We start from the raw sequence: 21,226 nt of genomic DNA, 5'->3' as shown, positions 1-21,226 counted from the left end.
GCTTTTTTTCTTTGTTCTTATACATGGTGGTTTGAGAAACCCTACAATTACTGGGGTTTTACCAGTAACTATAGGGCATCAGAATTATTTTGTTTGATTTAAGGTGTGGTGGCACAATGAATCAGAACTTACTTCCATTCGCTCACCATTGTTTTTTCATACATAAGCTTGTCATTCATAGTCAGTTGGAGACTCAAATAGATCTTTTTAGTATCTCTGTTGATGTAAAGCTTCGAGATATACTTACTAGCTAAAGCATGCAATAACTGTGGATTGGGCACTTCTTGATCTAGTAGACTAATGAAAGAATGAATATCATATCGGATACCTGCAACGTACTCCTTAGGCACATGGAATTCGGACCAGTTAGATGTTAGCCGTAGGTAAGACTCTGACTTCTCCCTCAACTCGTTTTGCATCTCTGCGAGCATTTCCTGATGATAAGGCTTTGCCTTTCCTATTGAGATGTCATCTTCGATTAACTCTATTCGTTTTTTCAAAAATTCGAGTTCGCTTTCCATAATTATTTTCTGAGTAGTATGTTGCTGATTACTCTCGGTGTAGAATTGTCGCATTTCTTCGACTAGATTATTCCCCATGAGCAGACTCATTATATGGATGCGTAAACGATTAGAGACAATCTCTTCTATCCGTTCCTTATTCCATCCAGCATATGGACAGAAGTCCTTACCTTTTCTAAGGTAACCGCCGCATACATAGTATTGTTTTTTTCCACCTTTCATTTTACTTGATGTGGAGTTACCTACCATTCGTGAACCGCACTTTTCGCATACCATAACCCCTCGTAACCAGAAAGGGGAGGCTAGTTTGCTATCAAAAGGCTTATGTGTTTCTCCACCGCCAGTATTTCTTTTCTTTGCGTTCTCTTGGCATTTGTTAAATATATCTTCCGATATAATTGAAGGGTGGGCATTTTCTGTAATGATCCACTCTGAACGGTCACGCCACTTTTTACCTTTGGTTTGATAATCTTGCTTGTTCCAGCAACGCCGACCAACATAAGCCTCGTTAAAAATGATGGCTCTGATTGTGCTGGATGCCCATGTGCCGCCTTTCTGGGAGGGGATTTGTCGGCGGTTAAGTTCAGAGGCTATCTTTGTATAACCAATTCCTTCATGAGCATACTGGTTGAAGATCCATTTTACGACATCTATCTCTTCACGTGGGCCGAGTACCCATACTGCTTTGGTTTTACTATTTCCAAGAGCAATATGTTCTGTACGATATCCATATGGTGGCGTGCCACCATTGTTGTATCCTAGCTTCGCATTCTGCGTCATACCCTTTCTTACCTCAGTAGCTAAGTTCGCATTGAAGAACTCTGAAATGACCTCCAGCATCCCTTCCAGCAACATGTCCTGCGGCGTCTCTGCCTCTGTCTGCTCCGTGACTGAGATGACCTTCACACCAGATTGATTCAGTAATGCTTTGTAGATAACGTGGTCATCTCGTTTGCGAGAAAACCGATCAAACTTGTGAACAACAACCGCGTCGAACGGTCGATTTGGACGTTTAGCTAATGCAATCATCTTCTGGAACTCTGGACGATCATCCGTCTTTGCTGATTTTCCTTTCTCAATGAACTCATTGACGATGATCCAACCTTTCTCCAGACAATATTGCTGAATGGCTTTAACCTGCGCTGGAACGGACAACTCTTTCTCTACTTGGCGATCTGAAGACACACGGACATAAATAGATACTTTCATTTGAAGACAGCTCCTTTTTCTTGTTTTAGGCATAAAAAAACAGGTACACCGTTTTGGAGTACCTGTGATGAAACTGCATACTATTTTGTTTTAGTGACTTTCCTTGCCATCAACGATGCATGAGCGGCATCCCAAGTCTCTTGATTAACAATGGCTGGATGTGCGTTCTCTGTGACGATCCACTCGGAAATATCATTCTGTTTCCCATGTGCATCCGACTTCTTATTCCATACACGCTTGCCGAGATACACTGGATTGTCGAGGATGGCAAGCACTGTGGATGGAGCCCACCTTCTCCCCTTAATAATGTTTTGATTATTCAATTCACGGGCAATTCGCTTGCCTCCATGACCTTCTGCCGCCATCTGGAACATTTGCTGGACTAGTTTGACCTCTTTATCCGTGCCAAGCTCATACGTGACTTTTCTGCCTGTCTGAACACGTCGATAACCGAATGGTACTCTGCCACCACAATGAAATCCTTGAGATGCATTTTCCCGCATCCCCTTCAATGTCTCGTGACGCAGGTTAACGTTGTAAAACTCACTGATTACTTCCAGCATCGACTCCAGCAGAAAACCATGTGGAGTATCCGCATCAACAGGCTCGGATGCAGATACTACGGTAACACCGTGCTTTTTCAGCAATGCTTTGTAGATGGCATGGTCAGCACGATTGCGACTGAACCGATCAAACTTGTGGACGACAATTGCATCAAAGTGTTTATCTGTTTTCTGAGCATCCGCAATCATCCGTTGAAAATCTGGTCTTCCATCTGTCTTTGCAGATTTTGCTTCATCTATATATTCATTCACGATAGACCATCCAAGCTCATCCGCATATGATTGCAGTGCTTCTCGTTGAGCAGGGATGGATAGTTCACGTTCTGCTTGTTGTTCAGATGATACACGAAGATAAGTCACTACATTCATTTTCCATCATTTCCTTTCCTCTGTGTCAGTCACTATTAAGTAAATGCAGTCTATCCACATTTCTTTTTTGAGCGCTTCTCACCACTCGATATTCACTGTGAAAAGCAAAAAGCCCGAATCCTATTGGATTCAGGTATATGAGATCGTTAAGTTGATAGTAAGGCAGTCAAGGCTGAGCGATAGCGAATTCATTTTAGCCTGGATTGGCGTTTTTACTAAGCCAACGCATGTATCATGCCCTTGGCTAAATGCCAAGGGGCGGCTCACGCCGAGTGCTGGGATTGCAAAGGGTAGAACCCTTTGTGTGTCCCCTCAGGGGACGGAAGGGGGACTTAAACTATTAAATCTAAAGGATGCTGATCGTAATGGAGCCATGCATAGTCGACTGTTTTCCAAAACAAGGATTCCACATGTGGTTTGTCAAAAAACACCCATCCATTTTTATATTTTCCCGATGATAGTTCAATTGGTAGTTCTATTGAGTTGGGTATATTCACGTGACGGTTACTTTTTTTGATCTCGCGAAAGTGGAGGGATCTTTTGGTGAGTACAAAACAAGATATGTTGTAACAAATTCCTCGAAGGTAAACTTGGAGATCAACACCTTGGGCTACATCATCATGAATTGAATACTCTACTTGATTAAACAGACATGACTCACTTACCAGACTATAGAAGTGTACCTCTCTGGTTATAGAAGGATAGGTGCGTAACACTCTGGCTTTAACCGCATTTTGAGGGAGGTTCTGGAGTACATCTTTGTGAACTTTTAAGTAGTAATCCAAGAACTGATTCTGTGAAGGATACTTTTGGAGGAGTACAATCAGAGACCAAAGAGTGATCATCATGTTTGGGAAGCGAGTAGTAAATTCGACTTTGCTATCCACCTCTGAAATGAAAACGGGCGCAACTGAAGTTACTGCTTCCTCTATATGTGCAGAAGATAGTGCTATACCCTTTGCAAGATCAATCATTCTCTTCATTCCTCATTAGTTTGTCATAGGCATCATCCAGTTGTCCCTGCTTAACCAGTCCTTTTTTTATCCAGCTCTCAAGCATTTTGATCATATCACACAGTTGTTCAAAATCCATGTGTCTTAAAGTAAGGTCAGATATAAGAGGTTGCGTTTCAACCTCACCGCTAGGTTTCTCAAGTGTGGCTGATAAATTGAGCCTATAGAATGGCCCACGTACATCTGAGGACTTTAATTTGGACTTTGGTTTTCCGAGATAGAAACGCTCAGGTGTTGGCTCGGTAAAAACCTCCAAGGGGATATTATAGAACTCTGAGAGTGCTTTGAGCGTGGAATGTCTAGGTCTTGATCCCTCTTCGTTCTCAAGTTTTCTAAGTCCTTGTGCTGTAATTACTTTACACTGATCAGCCACTTTGGGAGGGGTGTACTCTCCAGGATAGATTGCATTAAATTCATTTCTGATCCATGCCTCTCTTTGTCCAGGAGTGTTGTTTGTGTTGATAAAATGAAGCAATTCTTCTGTCTCGATCCATCTTGGTAAACTCATTACAGGCACGTCCCCTTTCAATATAGATATAGGGTAAGCTATATGGTTAACGAATGCAAGTATAAGTTTTTGTTATAAAGAAACAAAACAAACTAGTTGCTTTTTTTTGTGCGGGATAGTTTAATATACATTCATAACCCAGATGTACTCAAACGCATAACCTTCTTCTTAATGAGTACAAGGAGGAGGCGGCTTAGCTGGGATCGGAACAACAATTCGGACTTATCAAGGGAGGGAACGCGAGAATCAGAGCTCGAAGCAGAATAAGAGAACGATTTACTTGCTACCCCCTTGTAACAGAGGAGAGGATAGAATGGCAAGAAATCGAATAAAGGGTAAGCGGCTGGGTGGCCAAATCACCCCGACTCGCAAATCTTCCGAGAAGAACTTGTATGATCAAGTTACTTCATGGGATAACCTGCAAGCTGCTTCTAAGAAGGTGATTGCTAATAAGGGATCATACGGCACTGATGGAATGAACATTAAACAATATAAAGCAAACGAACAGACTTACCTAAAGGATATACAGGAACAGCTGATTAAAATGGAATATGTCACGAGTCCCCTTAGAACAGTGGAGATACCCAAGGATCTAACAAGCAAAAGATTGATATACATCCCCACGGTAACCGATCGTATTGCCCAGCAAGCAGTCCTTAATGTTATTGAACCACTCTTTGAAAAGATATTCCTAGAATGCAGCTATGGTTTCCGCCCGAGTCGTAGTGCGCACACGGCTTTAATAAGGGTAAAAGAATTAGCTGATTCAGGTTATCAGTATGTGGTCAAAGGAGATATTAGTCGATGCTTTGACACCATACCTCACAAGAAGTTAAGAAGAACCTTCGCTAATATAATTGAGGATGCAAACATAAATGAATTGGTAAACCGCATGATAGCAGGATGTGGAGGGGAAGAGGTTAGAGGTAAAGGGGTACCTCAAGGGAGCGTCATAGGACCAATACTAGCAAATGTATACCTACATGAGTTAGACGAGTACGCGGAAACTCAAGGGTGGAAGTTGATAAGGTACGCGGACGATTACCTGCTTATGTTTAAAAGCGAGCAGGAGGCCGAAATTGCGGCAAATAAGTGTAGGGCCTACATTGAGATGAACCTAGGATTGGAATCTAAGAACAAAGATGAGGTAGGTAAGAATGTCCTGAAGGTCACAGAGGGAGTCGCATTCTTGGGCTACCACATTTATAGAGGTGGAATAAAGCCATCCAGTAAGGCTAAGCAGAAGCTTATCAACGGTATTGAGAAGTTGGTTAGCGCGCCGATAAGGATGGGAGAAAGCCCCGAAAGCCTAGTAGAGGAATGTAATGGGGTTATCCGTGGCTGGCTCAATTACTACAGCTTAGGCAACGGAACAGCTGAAATAAGACAATTAGAAAGACAAGTCATGGCAATCATCCATAAAGGGATACAGAAGAGAATTTCGAGTAAAGAACCAGTTACAAAAGGTACTTTGAAACAACTCGGGATTATCCCAATGTATGAGGAGTTCAAGAGAGCACAAGAAAGAAATCAGGAGCTCCATAGCCAGACGGTTACAAGAGATAGTTGAGCCACCAAGCGCGGCCCGCCCAGCGCGAACAACGGTAGTAAGAGTAAGCACCTATCCTATGAAGATAACGTAGTACGATAGAGAGACCTACCTGTAGCCAATAGGAGTGCACCGTGGAGAGTAAGAGATACCTTGGGTAACCATAAGCTATCTAGAGATATCCTAAGTTAAGCTTGGGTTACTAGAATGAGAGGGTTTTTAGGTTTTAAGCATTATACTGAGGATTAGCTATTTGGCAGCTAGTCTTCTTTGTATTTGTGCTAACCTTGGGAAATGAGTTACATGTAGCCCCTCTCTTTTAATGATACATAGCTACCATCACCTATGATCATATGGTCGAGCAAGGGTATACCGATGAGATTTCCGACTTCAACCAGCCGTTTGGTAAGAATAATGTCTTCATTGGATGGTGTAGGATCGCCACTAGGGTGATTGTGAGCACAAATAACAGATGCGCTTGCCCTTTTTATAGCTGAGCGAAACAATTCTCTAGGGTGAACTATGGCTGCGTTAAGACTGCCTATGGATATGATTTCTTTGGCAATCAAGTAGTTCTTAGTGTTAAGAAACAAGCAAACGAAAAACTCCCTATTCTTTAGAGCAAGATCGTTGTGTAATACTTCATATGCGTTTTTAGGAGAGCGAATTATAGTCTTTGCCTGTCTAGGAGTGTTAAGCATTTTGACTATCTCAATTGCAGATATAATCTGACTTGCTTTGACTTTGCCTATACCTTGTATTTCCATCAATTCTTCCTGAGTAGTATCAAGCAGATCATGTGGTGTTGAGAATCTTTCAATGAACTGATTTACGGTATAACTTTCTATATTCTCACGCAAAGTTCTAGCGATAAATGTTCTGTACAGATGTGCATTGTGTTCCATTGATTTATTAATCCTCCGTTCAAGAATCAGGTATAGTGCCTTTCTTGTATGTTTTAGGAAATCCAAATAGCGTATTAGTATCAACCTTTAGGATCGCTTTGCGGAGCGATTCTTTTTATATCTGCTTTTCAGACTGACGATGATGCTTAGCTACTTGAGAGGGGAAGTATTTAGTAAAGTATCGGGAGACATAATAATCAGAAAGCTGATCATCGAGTTTCCAAGATCGTTTGAAGTATACGTAGAGAACTGTCCCAGCCATCTGGATGTGTCAGTTCATTACAAGTTGTCGCAGTGTAATTGTTAGATTCTCAGGTAAACCCTTCTTATCATTCAATAGATTCACGCTCCTTTCATGGACTACTCTCACTCATCCTATTTTCTCTGTATAGCAAAAAGGCCATTCCTCTAGTTATTAGAAGAATGGCCTTTATTTTTTGGATTTAATTTATCTGGAATTTTCAGTCCTCTTAAAGCTCCGTAGGCAGTTGTTAACCTCGTTGCCCGTGAAACATATTTCTCTGAATTTTTCACTGGTAGGGGTGGCGGTCCCTCGAGCTCTATTTGTGTCTTTCGAAGAAGTGTCTTCTCAGCAACTTTCCCAAAGGGGCTTTTCCAATGATTGTTGCACCAAGTCAAAGTCTCCTCTTTTACAGTGCGGTAAATCAGATTTCGATCCAGTATAGGGGAACGACATAGAAGATTACTTAGATAGTTAACTTCGTACTGTTGGCAAGATAGTGGGCCTAGGTCCCATTCATAGAACTCTAGTTCACTTCCATATACTGTTTGTCTAATCATTAGCCCATAAGTTTCAATGAGTGTGAACCCATGAAGCACCCCGTATTTTTTACTAAAGAAAGGAGGTACATAATAGTTTATAGGCTGTCTGTACAGAGTTATATTCCATTGAATATTATCATTACTAATGTGTTTTTTTACGAACAAAATCTCCTTTTGGTTGTCCATGTAATACACTCCTTCATTGTTATTTGAACTTTTTGTTTTTGAATTTCTATCTTAGTAATTTTAAGAAGCAAGTTTATGTTTTTCTCACCTCCTTTCATGTCAAAAGCAGTTTCCCCATGCTGAGAGAAACTGCTTTATTAAAACTAGTCATTCCAACTGAGGACAAGTTGAAGAAGTTCGAGCGCCTTTTGTTGATCTGTTTCAGTTCTATTTTGAAGCAGTGTTATGATCTTGGCTAATGTGTATGGAGCAGGTATATTTTCATGACCTATTGGTTTAATGTGTTCAAATAATTCTGATATAGGCATGTCCAATGCTGTGGTGACTTTCTCTAGGCTTCGAACTGTAATGTTCTTCTCTCCTCGTTCAATCTTACCAATATAAGAAGCGTTAAGCTCGGACATCTCTGCTAGACGTTCTTGGCTTAACCCTTTACTTATACGTGATGCTCTTATTCGGGCTCCGATTACAATGAGCCAATCAGACATATTATCACCTCTAGAGCCACGTTAACGAAAAGATAAGAATGGTTCTAGGGATTATAAGGACAATAAAACATTTTAATATACCTTTTAAGGACTATAAGTGATATAAATAAGATATATGAAAGGGACTAGTCTTTAGATTGATTAGAAAATACAAATTAGAATGCTTGAGTAAGAGGAGAGGAGGAAGTATTGGAATATATGCTGTAGGGGGACTTTACTATGATAATTGCATTATTGATTGGTCTAATATTTATAATTGGGTTATTTTTCTCTGCGACCACAAAGAAGGACACGTTTAAGTATGGCTGTCTAATCATTTTTATATTATTGATTGTCATTGCTGCTGGTATATTCAGCTTACTTCTATTGTTATAGATGACAATGGCAGGAGGGGGTGGCCGATTCTAAATGAATCACTGATTTATAATGATAAGTAACTAGGGTTGGAAAAATGTTGATTTTTAGCCTGGTAATAGAGAATTTATCATGTATACGATCATATTATGCAACAACTCCCCCTGTATTAGTCCGCTTGTTGTATAGAAAACCCCAATATATGATATCAACCTCGAAACGCTGTTCTAATAAGCTTTTGAAAACAAATTAGCGAACACAATGTGTAATGAAATTAAAATCTATATATTATATAGGTCTGCACCTAAAAGGAGATGTCAAAATGATAAGAAAAATCACTGCTGCATTATTGGTTACATCTATATTGGTACTGGGAATATCCTCATTGTCCTCAGTTTATTCTGCTGGCTCTGCTCAAATACAATCAGCGTATACTGCTCAGGCAAGCTTTGCGAAAGAGTTTCAATTAGACATCAAAACGGTCTCAAGCCCAATGTTCTATGATATCAATAATGATAAGTCTGAAGAGATAGTGATTACAGCTACAAGCAAAGTTCAAGGGGACTGGATTATTGGTTACATAGGTATTTACACTAAAGACGGAAAGAAAATAACATCTAAGAGTGTAGAAGGACAAAACGTTGTAGGGCTTAAGAAAATTAAAAATAAAACCTATAAAAATGCATTAGCTATAGTCTATGGTACTGGGAATGGTGGGGTATCCGTTGATGTCACTTTACTTCAATCTGGAAAGTTAAATAAGATTTATAGTACAGGGTCATTGGTGAGAGAAGAAGCCATCATTAAGGACTCTGATAAAGACGGAAGTGATGAAATTTATGGTTTGCAATATTATGATGCTTTAGAAACACGCTCTCTCTCCAAAGCAGATGGTATTTACGATAAGATGGTTTATAAATGGGATGTGAGCAAGAAAAAATACATTAAGGTCATCTATGGTCAGGATGGTATTGAGGATACTAAACGGAAAAAAGTAGATAGTATCACTTCTAAAACGGCTTTGAATCTTTTGCAAAATGCTCGTACAAGACAGGTGTCGATGTCAGTTCCCACAACCCTTAATAATTTTAATAAGAAACTAGAGCCACTTTTTACCTATAACTTCTTGGATCGAGTCAATGCAGAAGGGTTGTTGTCTGACAGTGAGGGGCGAGTGACCCCTCAATATTTGGGTAGTGATGATTACACTTGGCTACTGCCTGCTTTCAACCCGAATAAAAAAGCAACGTTCAAACTCTCATCCGATAAGCAATCAGCTACGGTGACTCAATCTATTACTGAGAATGTAGAAGGTGATCTGTATACTGTAACCTATAGTGCAACTCTGGTGAAAACAAAGTATGGCTGGAAAGTAGACAGATTTAAAACGATGTAGTAATTGAAGTATAGCTGTAGAGATTAAAATCCAGGGTACCCTTAAAAGGGTACTCTATTTTTTGTTAAGTCTATGGTTGATGCCAGACTGACTATCTTTTTAAATAGATTCCTTAGTTCAATTATATTTATATTCTGAAAAATTATGTAATATGGAATTGTAACTACATGAGGACAAAGGGATTGTAGTATGATGTAAAGGACAATGTTTGTTGAATTGACAACGCTAAGATATTTATATCAACTTGAAATTAAGCAAGACAAGGATTTAGGAGGCCAGCATGAGCGCACTTACTTTGCAACAACTTGAATCCCATTTATGGGAATCTGCTAATATTCTAAGAGGAAGTATTGATTCCTCTGACTATAAAAACTATATTTTTGGGATGCTTTTCCTCAAGCGTCTGAACGACGTATTCGTCGAAGTTGCTGAGAAGATCGAAAAAGAGGAAGGCGAGTCATATGGTTGGACGGACAGAGACGAGCACCAGTTCTTTGTGCCAGAACGTGCACGCTGGGCTTACCTGTCTTCGCTTACCAGCGACTTGGGCGCTGCTATCAATGTGGCTTTTGAGAAGCTGGAAGAAGAGAATTCGAAGCTTCAAGGCGTATTGGCCAGCATTGACTTCAATGATCGAGAGAAGCTGCCAGACAAGCTGATCTTGCGTCTAATTCAACATTTCGGAACTTTGAACCTTCGTAACGACAACTTGACCGAGCCTGATATGTTGGGACGCGCTTATGAGTACTTAATCAAACAGTTCGCTGACGATGCAGGTAAAAAAGGCGGAGAGTTTTACACGCCAAGCAAAGTCGTTGAACTGATCGTCAACCTGATCAAACCTGAAGAAGGCATGCGGATTTGCGACCCTACAGCAGGTTCAGGCGGTATGTTGATTCAGTCCGTCGATTATATTAAGTCCAAAGGCGGCAATCCTCGCAACCTGACGCTGCATGGACAAGAGCGCAACCTAAATACATGGGCAATCTGCAAAATGAACCTGCTCCTGCACGGACTGAGCGATCACCGCATCGAAAGAGGCGATACAATCCGCGAGCCGAAGCTGGTTGAAGACGGCGAATTGATCCTCTATGATCGCGTAATCGCGAATCCGCCGTTCTCCCTGAGTAACTGGGGACGCGAAGAAGCGGAAGTTGATCCTTACGGCCGATTCCGTTTTGGTATTCCACCGAAGGATAAGGGAGATCTTGGTTTTGTGCAGCACATGGCTTCGACGCTTAACTATAACGGCAAAGCAGGCGTTGTGATGCCGCATGGCATCCTGTTCCGCGGAGGGGCCGAACGAAAGATTCGCGAAGGTCTGTTGGAAGGTGTCTATGGCGAAGAAGGACTGGTTGAAGCTGTAATCGGCCTTCCATCCAACCTCTTTTATGGAACGAGTATTCCTGCTTGTATCGTACTCTTAAACCGTAATAAGGAAGAGCGTAAAAAAGGCAAAGTTTTGTTCATTAACGGCGCGCAGGGCTACCAAGAAGGCAAGAATCAGAATACGCTGAGAGAACAAGATATTGAAAAGATTGTATCCGCCTATGATACTTGGCAGGACGTTGAGAAATACGCTCGTGTAGTCAGCCTGGACGATGTCCGACAGAACGATTACAACCTGAACATCGCTCGTTATATTGATTCTGCAGAAGTCGAGGAAGAGATTGAGGTAGAAGAGGCGATTGCAGCTTTGCAGCAGCTGGAAATAGAGCGCAAAGAAATTGAAGCCAGGATGTACGGTTTTTTGAAGGAGTTGGGTTACAATGCATGAAAGAACAAAGGTAGCAGATTTTAAAAAAACAAAAATTGGCAACTTAGCAGAAGTTTATACAGGTGGGACTCCCAATAAGAGTATACCTACGTATTGGAATAATGGAACAATTCCTTGGATGGCTTCGGGAGATATACACTTGAAAAGAATTAAGAAAGTTCCTGGAAGTATAAGTAAACTGGGATTTCAAAATTCAAATACAAGAATGTTGCCTAAAGATACAGTGATGATAGCTATGAATGGTCAAGGGAGAACAAGAGGTACTGTGGCAATACTGGAATCAGAACTATGTTGCAATCAGTCTTTAGCAGGGATAGTGCCGAACGCTTCACTTGCAATTCCAAGGTATGTTTTTTATAACCTTGAATCAAGATATGAAGAGATACGAAATATAACAGGTAATGATACAAGATCTGGTTTAAACTTAAAGTTAATTCGTGACATTGATATTGACCTTCCTCCTCTTAAAGAACAACAAAAAATCGCTGAAATCCTTTCTTCTATCGATGAAGCCATTGAAAAAACAGAAGTGATTATCAAGCAGACGGAAATCGTAAAGAAGGGGCTTATGCAGCAGTTGCTGACAAAGGGGATTGGGCATACGGCATATAAGCATACCGAGATTGGAAAAACACCTGTAAACTGGAGTGTCGTTCCACTAAGTAAGCTTATAAACAATCTGCAAGCTGGTGTAAGTGTGAATTCGGAAAATCGCTCAGTATGTGAAGGAGAGAAAGGCATCCTTAAAACAAGTGCTGTAACCAATAGAGCATTTAATCCGAGCGAGCATAAAGCGATATTACCAACTGAAGTGGTGAGGGCTAAAACATCACCTAAAAAAAATTCTATCATTATAAGTCGTATGAATACTCCTGCATTAGTAGGAGCAAGTTCATTTGTAGATAAAGATTATACTGATTTGTATTTGCCTGATAGACTCTGGCAAGCTGAGATTAACTCGGAATATGCTATTTCTCTATGGTTAAGCTACGTATTAACATGGAGTACTATGAGAGAGCGTATCAGTAATATAGCCACAGGTACAAGTGGAAGTATGAAAAATATAACAAAAGCGGCCTTTTTGAGCTTATCTATTGCTCTCCCCTCGCTTGTTGAGCAAAAACAGATTGCGGATATTCTTTTCTCTATTGATCAGAAGTTGGAGAGTGAAGAGCAAAAAGTAGGAAAGCTAAATTCTTTAAAGAGATCCTTAATGCAATCTCTACTTACAGGAAAAGTCCGCGTCAACGTCTATCAACCTGAGGTGCTGATATGAGTATCAACAAAGAATGGAACGAAAAGAAACTGGTCGAGAACCGACTGATCCAGCAACTTCAGGAGATGGGCTATGCTTATGCGCATGGTCCTTCCCTAGATGCGGAGCGCAAGTCGGGACTTGAGGTCATTCTAACCGAACGATTATCACATGCTATCCTTCGCCTGAACCCATGGATATCTGAGAACAACCTGAGCAAGGTCGTCCGCTCTATCACTCACATCGATGCCGTCAACCTGATGGAAGCCAACGAAAAGATCCATAACATGCTCGTTAACTACATCTCCGTCCAGCAGGATCTTGGTAAAGGCAAAAAGGGACAAACTATCAAACTGATTGACTTTAATAATCCAGATAACAATGAGTTTCTGGTCGTCGATCAGTTCTCTGTAAAGGGCGGAGAAGAGAAGGGGATTCGACCTGACCTGATCCTCTTCATCAACGGCCTGCCGCTTGTTCTGATTGAATGCAAAAGTCCAATGGTTTCTATCGACGAGCAGATCGGCAAAGCAGTCAAGCAAATCCTTCGATACCAGAAGAACTATGAGCACCTTTTTCACTACAACCAGATCCTGATTGCAACCAGCAACGATAGAGCCAAAGCGGGAACCATCATGGCACAGTTACAACACTATGGAGAATGGAAAGATCCTTATCCTCTGACAAATCCAGAAGTAGGGGACAAACCTACACCGCAGGATATTCTTGTAGCGGGTATGTTGTCCAAGACCAACCTGCTTGACCTGATTCAGAACTTTATCGTCTTCGAACCCGAGGGTGGCAGAGTCATCAAGAAACTAGCTCGTTACCAGCAGTTCCGTGCTGTAGGTAAGGCGATCAACCGCATTCTTTCGGCAAAAAATTCGAGAGACCGCGGTGGAGTAGTCTGGCATACGCAGGGAAGTGGGAAATCGCTGACCATGCTGTATCTGGCTGTTAAGCTAAGGCGAATTGAAGAACTGCGTAACCCAACCATTGTCATTGTGACAGATCGCAAGGATCTAGACAACCAGATCACAAATACGTTCCGACGGTGTGGGTTCGCAAATCCTCAGCAAGCCGACGGGGTTAGGAACCTGAAGAAACTGCTGCTGCAGGGACCAGGGGCGACGATCATGACGTTGGTACAGAAGTTCCAGACTGATAAAGAAGAAGAGCATTTCCCTGAACTATCTACAGCTTCCAACATTATTGTCATGATCGACGAATCGCACCGTTCGCAGTACAAAGGCCTGGCGATGAACATGCGTACCGCTATGCCGAATGCTTGTTACCTCGGTTTTACAGGAACGCCGATCGACAAGGAAGACAAAAGCACGACGCGTACCTTTGGCTCGTACATAGACAAATACACTATCCAGCAGGCTGTTGACGATGGAGCGACCGTCCCGATCTTCTACGAAGCGAGAATGACCAATATGCATGTGGAAGGTGAAACGCTGGATCAGCTTTTTGACCGAAAATTCCGTGAATACGATGCCAAGACGCGGGAGCGAATTCAGGAGAAGTATGTTAACGAAGAAGCTATCATTGCCAGCCCGAAACGTATTGAACAGATTGTGCTTGATCTCATTAAGCACTATGAGGAACATATTCAACCGAACGGATTCAAGGCGCAGATTGTGGCTGTCTCACGAGATGCAGCAGCAACATATAAGGAAAAGATGGACGAACTGAGCGATCTGGAGTCGGCAGTGATTTATTCGTCCACAAATGATGATGACGATCATAAGAAGAGGTATGCCATCTCGAAGGATGAGGAGAAGGTACTAATTGAGCGGTTCAAGAAGCCGCTGGAGGAAGATAAGTTGGCCTTTCTAATTGTTTGCGACAAGCTGCTAACAGGATTTGATGCACCTATTGAGCAGGTGATGTACTTGGACAAGCCACTCAAGGAGCATAATCTGCTGCAAGCGATTGCTCGTACAAACCGAACATATAACGGTAAGGACTACGGCTTGATTGTCGATTACTTCGGCGTTTCTAGCTTTCTGGAAAAGGCGCTCGATATTTTCTCTAAGGACGATATTCAGGGTGCCCTTATGCCGATTGAAAGCGAACTGCCAAGACTACAGACTCGACATCGTGCCGCTATGCGTTTCTTTGATTATATTCGACGCGATGATCTGGAGAGTTGCATACAAATATTGCAGCCAGAGGATGTAAGAAATGAATTTGATCACCTTTTCAAACAATTTGCTAAGAGTATGGACATGGTGATGCCGAACCCCCTTGCGCAACCTTACGTCAATGATCTAGGGTTTCTAGGAAAGGTAAGACAGGCTGCTAAGTCGAGATACAAAGTGGAAGGCATGGATATTAGCGATTTGGGAGAGAAGGTAAGGCAATTAATAGCTGATCATCTTAGCGCTTCGAATGTCGAAATTCTTCATGATCCAATAGATATCCTGTCTAGTAAGTTCGAGAGTCATGTAAATCAGTTCCAGGGAGAGGCAAAGGCATCCGAAATGGAGCATGCAATTAAGCATGAAATCCGTATTAAGCTTGAGGAGAATCCTGTCTACTATACATCTCTTCGAGAACGACTGAAGAAGATCATTGATGCTCGTAAACAGAAGCAGATGGACATTTTCGAGATGATGAAGAAAATGCAGGACATTATCGACGACATGCGGAACACAGCCAAGCAGGGCGAGAGTCTAGGACTGGCTAAAGAGCAGTACCCGTTCTTCCTGATGCTGGAGAAGCAGCTTCCTGAGGAAAAAGACAAGGAGGCTCTCAAAGTCCTGACGGAGGTTATTACGGAGAAGATTCAGGAATTGGCTGTTATTGAATGGACACAGAAAGATGATGTTAAGCGTGAAATGCGCAAACAAACAAAGCGGCAGCTTCGTGTCTTTAAGTGTCCAGAAGATAAGTTGGAGTCGCTGACAGTCCAACTTGTTGACTTGGGAAGGATTCATTATAAAAAGTAACGGAAGAGGGCTGGTGACAGATTCCATCCTGATGAGGATATTTACAGGATAAGCGTAGGGCCATTAATTCTAAGCCATTCCTTCCGTTCCTCGTAATCTGGCATAACAGAGCGGAGGTAACTCCAGAATGCTTCGGAGTGGTCAGGGATTTTTAAATGAACCATTTCATGCAAAACAACATAATCGACAATGCGAAGGGGAGCCATCATGATGCGCCAGTTGATGAGAAGATCGCCATTCTTGGTGCAACTCCCCCATCTCTTTTCTTGATCTTTGAGTGTAACAGAAGTGGGCATGAGTTCAGTAAGCTTACTGTAATGTTTAATTCTCTCTCGAAGTTTAGAAGTTCCCTGGAGTTTGTACCAGTTGATGCAGAGTTGCTTCAATTCCTCGGTTTGCTGTTGTTGGTTATAGCACGAAGGGAGGGATGCAATGAATCTTCCGTTTTTAAAAGAGAGCGAAGGCTGACCAGTGTTCTGTTTTATTACTTTGAGTCTGTATCCTCTCCCTAGGTAACGAATTTTCTCGCCGCTCAAAAATTCAAGAGGAGTAGATTCAATTTCGATCTCACGGAAGGCATACTGCTTCTTTAAGATCCAGGGTGCTTTCTGATACATAATTTCATCAAGACGCTGCTGTGAAACCGAAACAGGCGCAACAACTTGGACTCCTTCAAGTAAGTCCACGATGATGGAAATGTCCTTTTTATTAGGTTTGTGTGTAAGCCTATATTCAATAACGGTTGTACCGTATTTAAGATGATGCAGCATATAATAATAGCTCCTTTTAATTATGTCTGTACTAATTATATTATGATTACATTCTAACGTCATAAACCATATTAATATCGATAATGTTAGTCTTCTTGTCATAATCTTTATAAGGAGATGGTAACAGATGTACAAGTTACTTACTTTTGAATCCTGGGTAACTCGAAATACATGGTACACATATGCAAAAAAGTTTGTAGAGAGAGTGCCTTATATGCTAGTGGATCGATCTCCTTGTACTGATCCCTTTTTTGATCCATTTGCTTTCTCAAGTGAGAGGCGTCCTTTAATAAGTGGACTTTGTAGAGCTCGCAAAAATTTTAATGTAGGAGATATCTACATTTATGTAACACGTATAGACAAAAGTATTCTAAAAGATCTAGGTATAGCTAACATAAGTAATTCCCCTACATATTTTGGGGTTGCTGCTATAAGAATAAAAAAAGTATATAATTCCCATGAGGAAGCATCTTTAGCATTCACTCCTCGTCGGTATATTGTAAATCCAAACTTAACACCGTATCCACCCAATCTTGCTTTTAATTCTTGCGGGAGTAAAGCATCGCCAGAAGCTGCTGTTGATAAAGATAGTTGTATAATATTTGATGAAAAAAGAAGGCCAAGAATACCTGGGGAATCATCGGTTGATCAGTGGAAAGCGCATTACAACGAGTATTACATACGGCAAAGGAACCGAAGTCTAAGAGCAGCTGAATGTGAAATCGTCAGTTTAGATAATAAAGAAGCTCTAAAGCTGGATACACATAGCGCTCCAATACTTACTAATAATGATTGGGACGGTATGCAACTCAATGTCCAGGGACTAAACCTGACAGATGATGTTGGGAGTAGGCTTGTAAAAAGGATTGCTGAAAATTAGGGACTCTTTAACTCAATAAGATTCATTAATATTTCAATAAAGAGTTTTTAAAAGTAAGTGGCATTGAGAACATTAATACAAAGAAGAGTTAACGAATGCATTGTTTAATGTAGTACTAATTTAAAGCTCTTAAAAGTAGAATTAGACAATAATTGAGGAGTTTCTTCCCACTAATGGAGGGGAAAAGTCGCATATAGTCGAATTGTTTCAAACAGAGGTGTTGGATTATGAGAATGATATTTAGCTCAAAGTCTTAGCACACATTTAAAGGATACAATAAGGAGTGTATTATAGTGAGTTTTGATCAGATTCCTTTTGCCGCTGAATTTGCGGAAAACCCAGAGCCAAGATGTCCGTGTATCTTATTGCTTGATACATCGTATTCTATGAATGGAAGTCCAATTACTGAGCTAAATAATGGGTTATCAATCTTAAAAGAAGAACTTACTTCTGATGCAATGGCAGCTAAAAGGGTTGAATTAGCAATAGTAACCTTTGGACCTGTTCAGAATGTATCTGACTTTCAAACACCAGATGAGTTTTATCCTCCAACATTGGTGGCTAACAACGATACTCCTATGGGAAGTGCAATTGAATATGCTCTAGAAATGTTAAGGTCACGTAAAGAAGTGTATAACCAGAACGGTATTTCCTATTATAGACCGTGGATATTTTTAATTACAGATGGTACTCCAACGGACAATTGGCAACGAGCTGCGTCACTTGTGAAGGATGGAGAAGAATCAAAATCATTTATGTTTTTTGCTGTTGGTGTGGAGGATGCTGATATGAACACACTTAAACAAATCTCTGTGAGAGATCCATTAAAGTTAAAAGGACTTAGATTCAAAGAACTTTTTTCATGGCTATCTAATTCCCTGAGCTCTGTTTCCCATTCTACTCCTGGTGATCAGATTAAACTTGAGAATCCAGCAAGTCCTGACGGGTGGGGCGTGATCTGAAGTGTGGAAATATGCAAATGCATCTGTACGAGGTACCTCACATGAAAAGAGTGGAATTCCTTGCCAAGACTATTCATTATGCCATTTAATTCAGACATCTAATGATAATGAAGTTCTTATAGCAGTATTATCTGATGGTGCAGGTAGCGCTAAGCATTCGGAAATTGGTTCGGAACTTGCGTGCTCGCTCTTCGTAGATGAAATCACTTCATATGTTAGTACAGGTAACTATATTCACGATCTTAATCGAGAATTTTATGAAGAATGGATAATACGCTTCCAGAATGAGATTAAAGTACGAGCTGAGGCCAAGGAACTATCTACAAGAGAATTTGCTTGTACATACTTGTCAGTGGTAATTGATCGTTCCTGTGCTGTGTTTGCCCAGATTGGTGATGGGGCGATCGTTACAAATAGTCCTGAGGAAGAAGATGAATATAACTGGCAATTTTGGCCTCAGCAGGGTGAGTATGAGAATACAACATTTTTTTTAACCCAAACAAATGCTAGGGAAATGCTTCAATTCAGCTTGTTATCAGGTAGAATTTGTTCTGAAATTGCTCTGTTTTCAGATGGTATTCAAAGATTGGCTCTTCATTATCAATCACAAAGTGCATACAGTCCTTTTTTCCGCCCATTTTTTTCAGCACTTAGAGATCAACAAGAAACTGAATCTATCAATTATATTAATTCACTTGGGGCTTTTCTGGATTCTGATAATGTGAATAGTCGTACCGATGATGATAAAAGCTTGATTTTAGCAACAAGAAGACAAACTATGAATTTTGAACATTATTGACTTATGAAAGTCTTAACAAGCGTAATCAACAGTACAGGTAATGTTGTGTATTTGGACAGTGAACTTGGTAGGGGCGGAGAAGGAAGCGTCTATTCTGTTAAGTCTAACAATAGTGTCGTTGCCAAAATATATCATCAGTCGATAACGAGCGATAAGCAAGAAAAAATAAAGACAATGGTGAATTTAAGAAAGGACTCACTCTCATCATTTACTACATGGCCTACTGATATATTATTTAATGCTAGTGGTAATGTAATAGGATTTCTTATGCCTAAGTTGACAGGAAAAGAGATTCATAAGCTATATGGGCCTAAAACAAGGTTGCAAGAGTTCCCTGATGCGACATATTCTTTCCTTGTCCGTACAGCAGCAAATTTAGCGCGTGCCTTTGCTTCGGTGCATGAAAGTGGACATGTTATTGGTGACATTAATCATGGGAATTTTTATGTTACAGATAAAGCTACAGTCAAATTGTTGGACTGTGACAGTTTTCAGATTGGAACAGCTAATAAGCTATTCAAATGTGAAGTTGGAATACCAATGTATCAGCCTCCAGAACTACAAAACATATCATCCTTTAGGGATATTACAAGAACTCCAAACCATGACAATTTTGGTCTAGCACTATTTATATTCCTGCTATTATTTATGGGGAGGCATCCTTTTGCAGGGCGGTATCTTGGTTCAGGAGATATGCCCATAGAGAAGGCAATTAAAGAGTACAGATTTGCGTATAGTAATTCAGCTTCATTAATGATGATGCAACCACCGCCAGGAACTGTTCATATGGAGGCAATACCTTTTGAAGTTTCTGATTTGTTCGAAAGGGCCTTTTCAAAAGAAAGTGGCAGAGAAAATTCCAGACCCAAGCCCGAAGATTGGATAAAAAAGCTGGATTTGCTGGAAAAGAAATTGCGAAAATGTAACCATAAGGAAGGACACCTATTCTCTGATGTTAATAAAGGGTGCCCATGGTGTGATCTAGAGCAAAAAACAGGAGTAGTTCTTTTTCATGCAGCTATAGCTACAGCCACACAACTTATCAGTGCTTTTAATTTACAACGAGTATGGCAACAAATAACTGGAGTTACGGAGCCTGGCGCCGCAAAACGTTTGCCAAATCCGATCACAGTTAGCGTAGATCCTGATCCACAACTCGTTGAGAAATACCAAAAATCTAAGGTTCGAAAAAAACTTTCTGCTATCCCTCCAGTCATTGGATTTGCGATGTTTTTGCTGATTCCAGAAGCTTGGTTTGTTATTGCACTAGTGGTCGCTATTGTTACGTCTGCAATCTATAGATCAGATGGATACTCTCAACTGAATCAAATTTGGGAGATAAAGAGGAGGGAAGCGCAGCAACGTTGGGAGCAGGTATCTCAACGCTGGCTTAGAGAAGCTAGTGATGAGTTGTTTACGCAAAAAAGATTTCAACTTGAGAAATGTAAGCAAGATTACGAAGGGCTAGAACAACTTAAGGCTGAAAAATTAAAACGATTGAAAAGTGAACGTCATAGAATGCAACTTCAATCGTATTTACAGCGACACAGGATAGAAAGTGCAACTATTGAAGGCATTGGTTCAAGTCGCAAGGCAACTTTGGAGTCATTTGGAATTGAGACTGCACTAGATATCAATTCTAATACAATCCTTAAAGTGCCAGGATTTGGACCAACCTACACTAGGAAATTAATGGACTGGAAAAACAAAATCGAGAAAAGTTTTGTCTTCAATCCGAATCAAGAGATACCTCAATCAGAGATCGCAAAGGTCGATAGAGAAATTTTCTCGTTGAAAAAGAAGTTAGAGCAAGAATTGTATTCTGGCTCAAGTGAGTTAATGAAGATATCTAACCAGATCAAGGTAAGGCGAAATGCTCTTTGGTTTGAGGTGGAGAAGAATGCTAAGGAGCTTGCTCAGGCAGCCTGTAATGTACAGTACTTAAAGGGAGAATAATGCGTTCAAAGAGAATTAGAATGTCT

At 40.8% G+C, this 21,226-nt stretch carries 17 protein-coding genes; 9 read left to right on the top strand and 8 right to left on the bottom strand.

The window, feature by feature from the left end:
- Window positions 1-128: 128 nt before the first annotated feature.
- The 4 genes from IEW26_RS25495 to IEW26_RS25480 all read right to left on the bottom strand — a co-directional run bounded on the left by IEW26_RS25495 (window position 129) and on the right by IEW26_RS25480 (window position 4,183).
- Window positions 129-1,730 carry a recombinase family protein gene (locus IEW26_RS25495; RefSeq protein WP_188594423.1) on the bottom strand — a complete coding sequence of 534 codons (1,602 nt, stop codon included), beginning with the start codon at window positions 1,728-1,730 and terminating at the stop codon, window positions 129-131.
- A gap of 80 nt (window positions 1,731-1,810) precedes the next feature.
- Entirely contained in the window at window positions 1,811-2,662 is an 852-nt protein-coding gene (locus tag IEW26_RS25490; protein ID WP_188594422.1) for a recombinase family protein, read from the bottom strand.
- Between the two features lie 332 nt (window positions 2,663-2,994).
- Window positions 2,995-3,636 (bottom strand): hypothetical protein, encoded by a 642-nt coding sequence (locus tag IEW26_RS25485; protein ID WP_229730037.1) that lies wholly within the window; start codon window positions 3,634-3,636, stop codon window positions 2,995-2,997.
- Entirely contained in the window at window positions 3,629-4,183 is a 555-nt protein-coding gene (locus IEW26_RS25480) for a hypothetical protein (protein WP_188594420.1), read from the bottom strand. Before IEW26_RS25480 ends, IEW26_RS25485 begins: the two co-directional genes overlap by 8 nt.
- A 313-nt stretch (window positions 4,184-4,496) precedes the next feature.
- Here IEW26_RS25480 and IEW26_RS25475 point away from each other — a divergent pair, with 313 nt between their 5' ends.
- Window positions 4,497-5,753 (top strand): reverse transcriptase domain-containing protein, encoded by a 1,257-nt coding sequence (locus IEW26_RS25475; RefSeq protein WP_188594419.1) that lies wholly within the window; start codon window positions 4,497-4,499, stop codon window positions 5,751-5,753.
- A 278-nt stretch (window positions 5,754-6,031) separates the two neighbouring features.
- Here IEW26_RS25475 and radC read toward each other — a convergent pair whose 3' ends face one another.
- The 3 genes from radC to IEW26_RS25460 all read right to left on the bottom strand — a co-directional run bounded on the left by radC (window position 6,032) and on the right by IEW26_RS25460 (window position 8,094).
- Window positions 6,032-6,637, bottom strand: coding sequence for a RadC family protein (radC, locus tag IEW26_RS25470; RefSeq protein ID WP_188594418.1), 606 nt, complete (start codon window positions 6,635-6,637; stop codon window positions 6,032-6,034).
- 408 nt (window positions 6,638-7,045) lie between these two features.
- Window positions 7,046-7,606, bottom strand: a complete 561-nt coding sequence (locus tag IEW26_RS25465; RefSeq protein WP_188594417.1) for a hypothetical protein — start codon at window positions 7,604-7,606, stop codon at window positions 7,046-7,048.
- Window positions 7,607-7,749: 143 nt separating this feature from the next.
- Window positions 7,750-8,094: a helix-turn-helix domain-containing protein gene (locus IEW26_RS25460; RefSeq protein WP_188594416.1), complete on the bottom strand. Its 345-nt coding sequence runs from the start codon at window positions 8,092-8,094 to the stop codon at window positions 7,750-7,752.
- Window positions 8,095-8,770: 676 nt separating this feature from the next.
- Here IEW26_RS25460 and IEW26_RS25455 point away from each other — a divergent pair.
- The 4 genes from IEW26_RS25455 (at window position 8,771) to IEW26_RS25440 (ending at window position 15,833) form a co-directional block, all read left to right on the top strand.
- Window positions 8,771-9,844 carry a DUF3993 domain-containing protein gene (locus tag IEW26_RS25455; protein WP_188594415.1) on the top strand — a complete coding sequence of 358 codons (1,074 nt, stop codon included), beginning with the start codon at window positions 8,771-8,773 and terminating at the stop codon, window positions 9,842-9,844.
- 280 nt (window positions 9,845-10,124) lie between these two features.
- Window positions 10,125-11,621 carry a type I restriction-modification system subunit M gene (locus IEW26_RS25450; protein WP_188594414.1) on the top strand — a complete coding sequence of 499 codons (1,497 nt, stop codon included), beginning with the start codon at window positions 10,125-10,127 and terminating at the stop codon, window positions 11,619-11,621.
- Window positions 11,614-12,897 (top strand): restriction endonuclease subunit S, encoded by a 1,284-nt coding sequence (locus IEW26_RS25445; RefSeq protein WP_188594413.1) that lies wholly within the window; start codon window positions 11,614-11,616, stop codon window positions 12,895-12,897. Before IEW26_RS25450 ends, IEW26_RS25445 begins: the two co-directional genes overlap by 8 nt.
- A complete protein-coding gene (locus IEW26_RS25440) occupies window positions 12,894-15,833 on the top strand; it encodes a type I restriction endonuclease subunit R (RefSeq protein WP_188594412.1) in 2,940 nt (979 codons plus the stop codon). Before IEW26_RS25445 ends, IEW26_RS25440 begins: the two co-directional genes overlap by 4 nt.
- Before the next feature lie 41 nt (window positions 15,834-15,874).
- Here IEW26_RS25440 and IEW26_RS25435 read toward each other — a convergent pair whose 3' ends face one another.
- On the bottom strand, window positions 15,875-16,603 hold the full coding sequence (locus IEW26_RS25435; protein ID WP_188594411.1) for a M48 family metallopeptidase: 729 nt from the start codon (window positions 16,601-16,603) through the stop codon (window positions 15,875-15,877).
- A 127-nt stretch (window positions 16,604-16,730) separates the two neighbouring features.
- Between IEW26_RS25435 and IEW26_RS25430 the strand changes: the two genes are divergently transcribed.
- The 4 genes from IEW26_RS25430 (at window position 16,731) to IEW26_RS25415 (ending at window position 21,200) form a co-directional block, all read left to right on the top strand.
- Complete coding sequence (locus IEW26_RS25430; protein ID WP_188594410.1) at window positions 16,731-17,483, top strand: hypothetical protein; 753 nt, start codon at window positions 16,731-16,733, stop codon at window positions 17,481-17,483.
- Window positions 17,484-17,776: 293 nt separating this feature from the next.
- Window positions 17,777-18,445 carry a vWA domain-containing protein gene (locus IEW26_RS25425; RefSeq protein WP_229730036.1) on the top strand — a complete coding sequence of 223 codons (669 nt, stop codon included), beginning with the start codon at window positions 17,777-17,779 and terminating at the stop codon, window positions 18,443-18,445.
- Window position 18,446: 1 nt separating this feature from the next.
- Entirely contained in the window at window positions 18,447-19,244 is a 798-nt protein-coding gene (locus IEW26_RS25420) for a PP2C family serine/threonine-protein phosphatase (RefSeq protein ID WP_188594409.1), read from the top strand.
- Window positions 19,245-19,295: 51 nt separating this feature from the next.
- A complete protein-coding gene (locus IEW26_RS25415) occupies window positions 19,296-21,200 on the top strand; it encodes a protein kinase domain-containing protein (RefSeq protein WP_229730035.1) in 1,905 nt (634 codons plus the stop codon).
- Window positions 21,201-21,226 lie beyond the last annotated feature (26 nt).

It is taken from the genome of Paenibacillus silvae (assembly GCF_014639235.1).
In the GTDB taxonomy this organism is placed as follows: domain Bacteria; phylum Bacillota; class Bacilli; order Paenibacillales; family Paenibacillaceae; genus Paenibacillus; species Paenibacillus silvae.
This window is presented reverse-complemented; position numbering and strand designations above follow the sequence as displayed.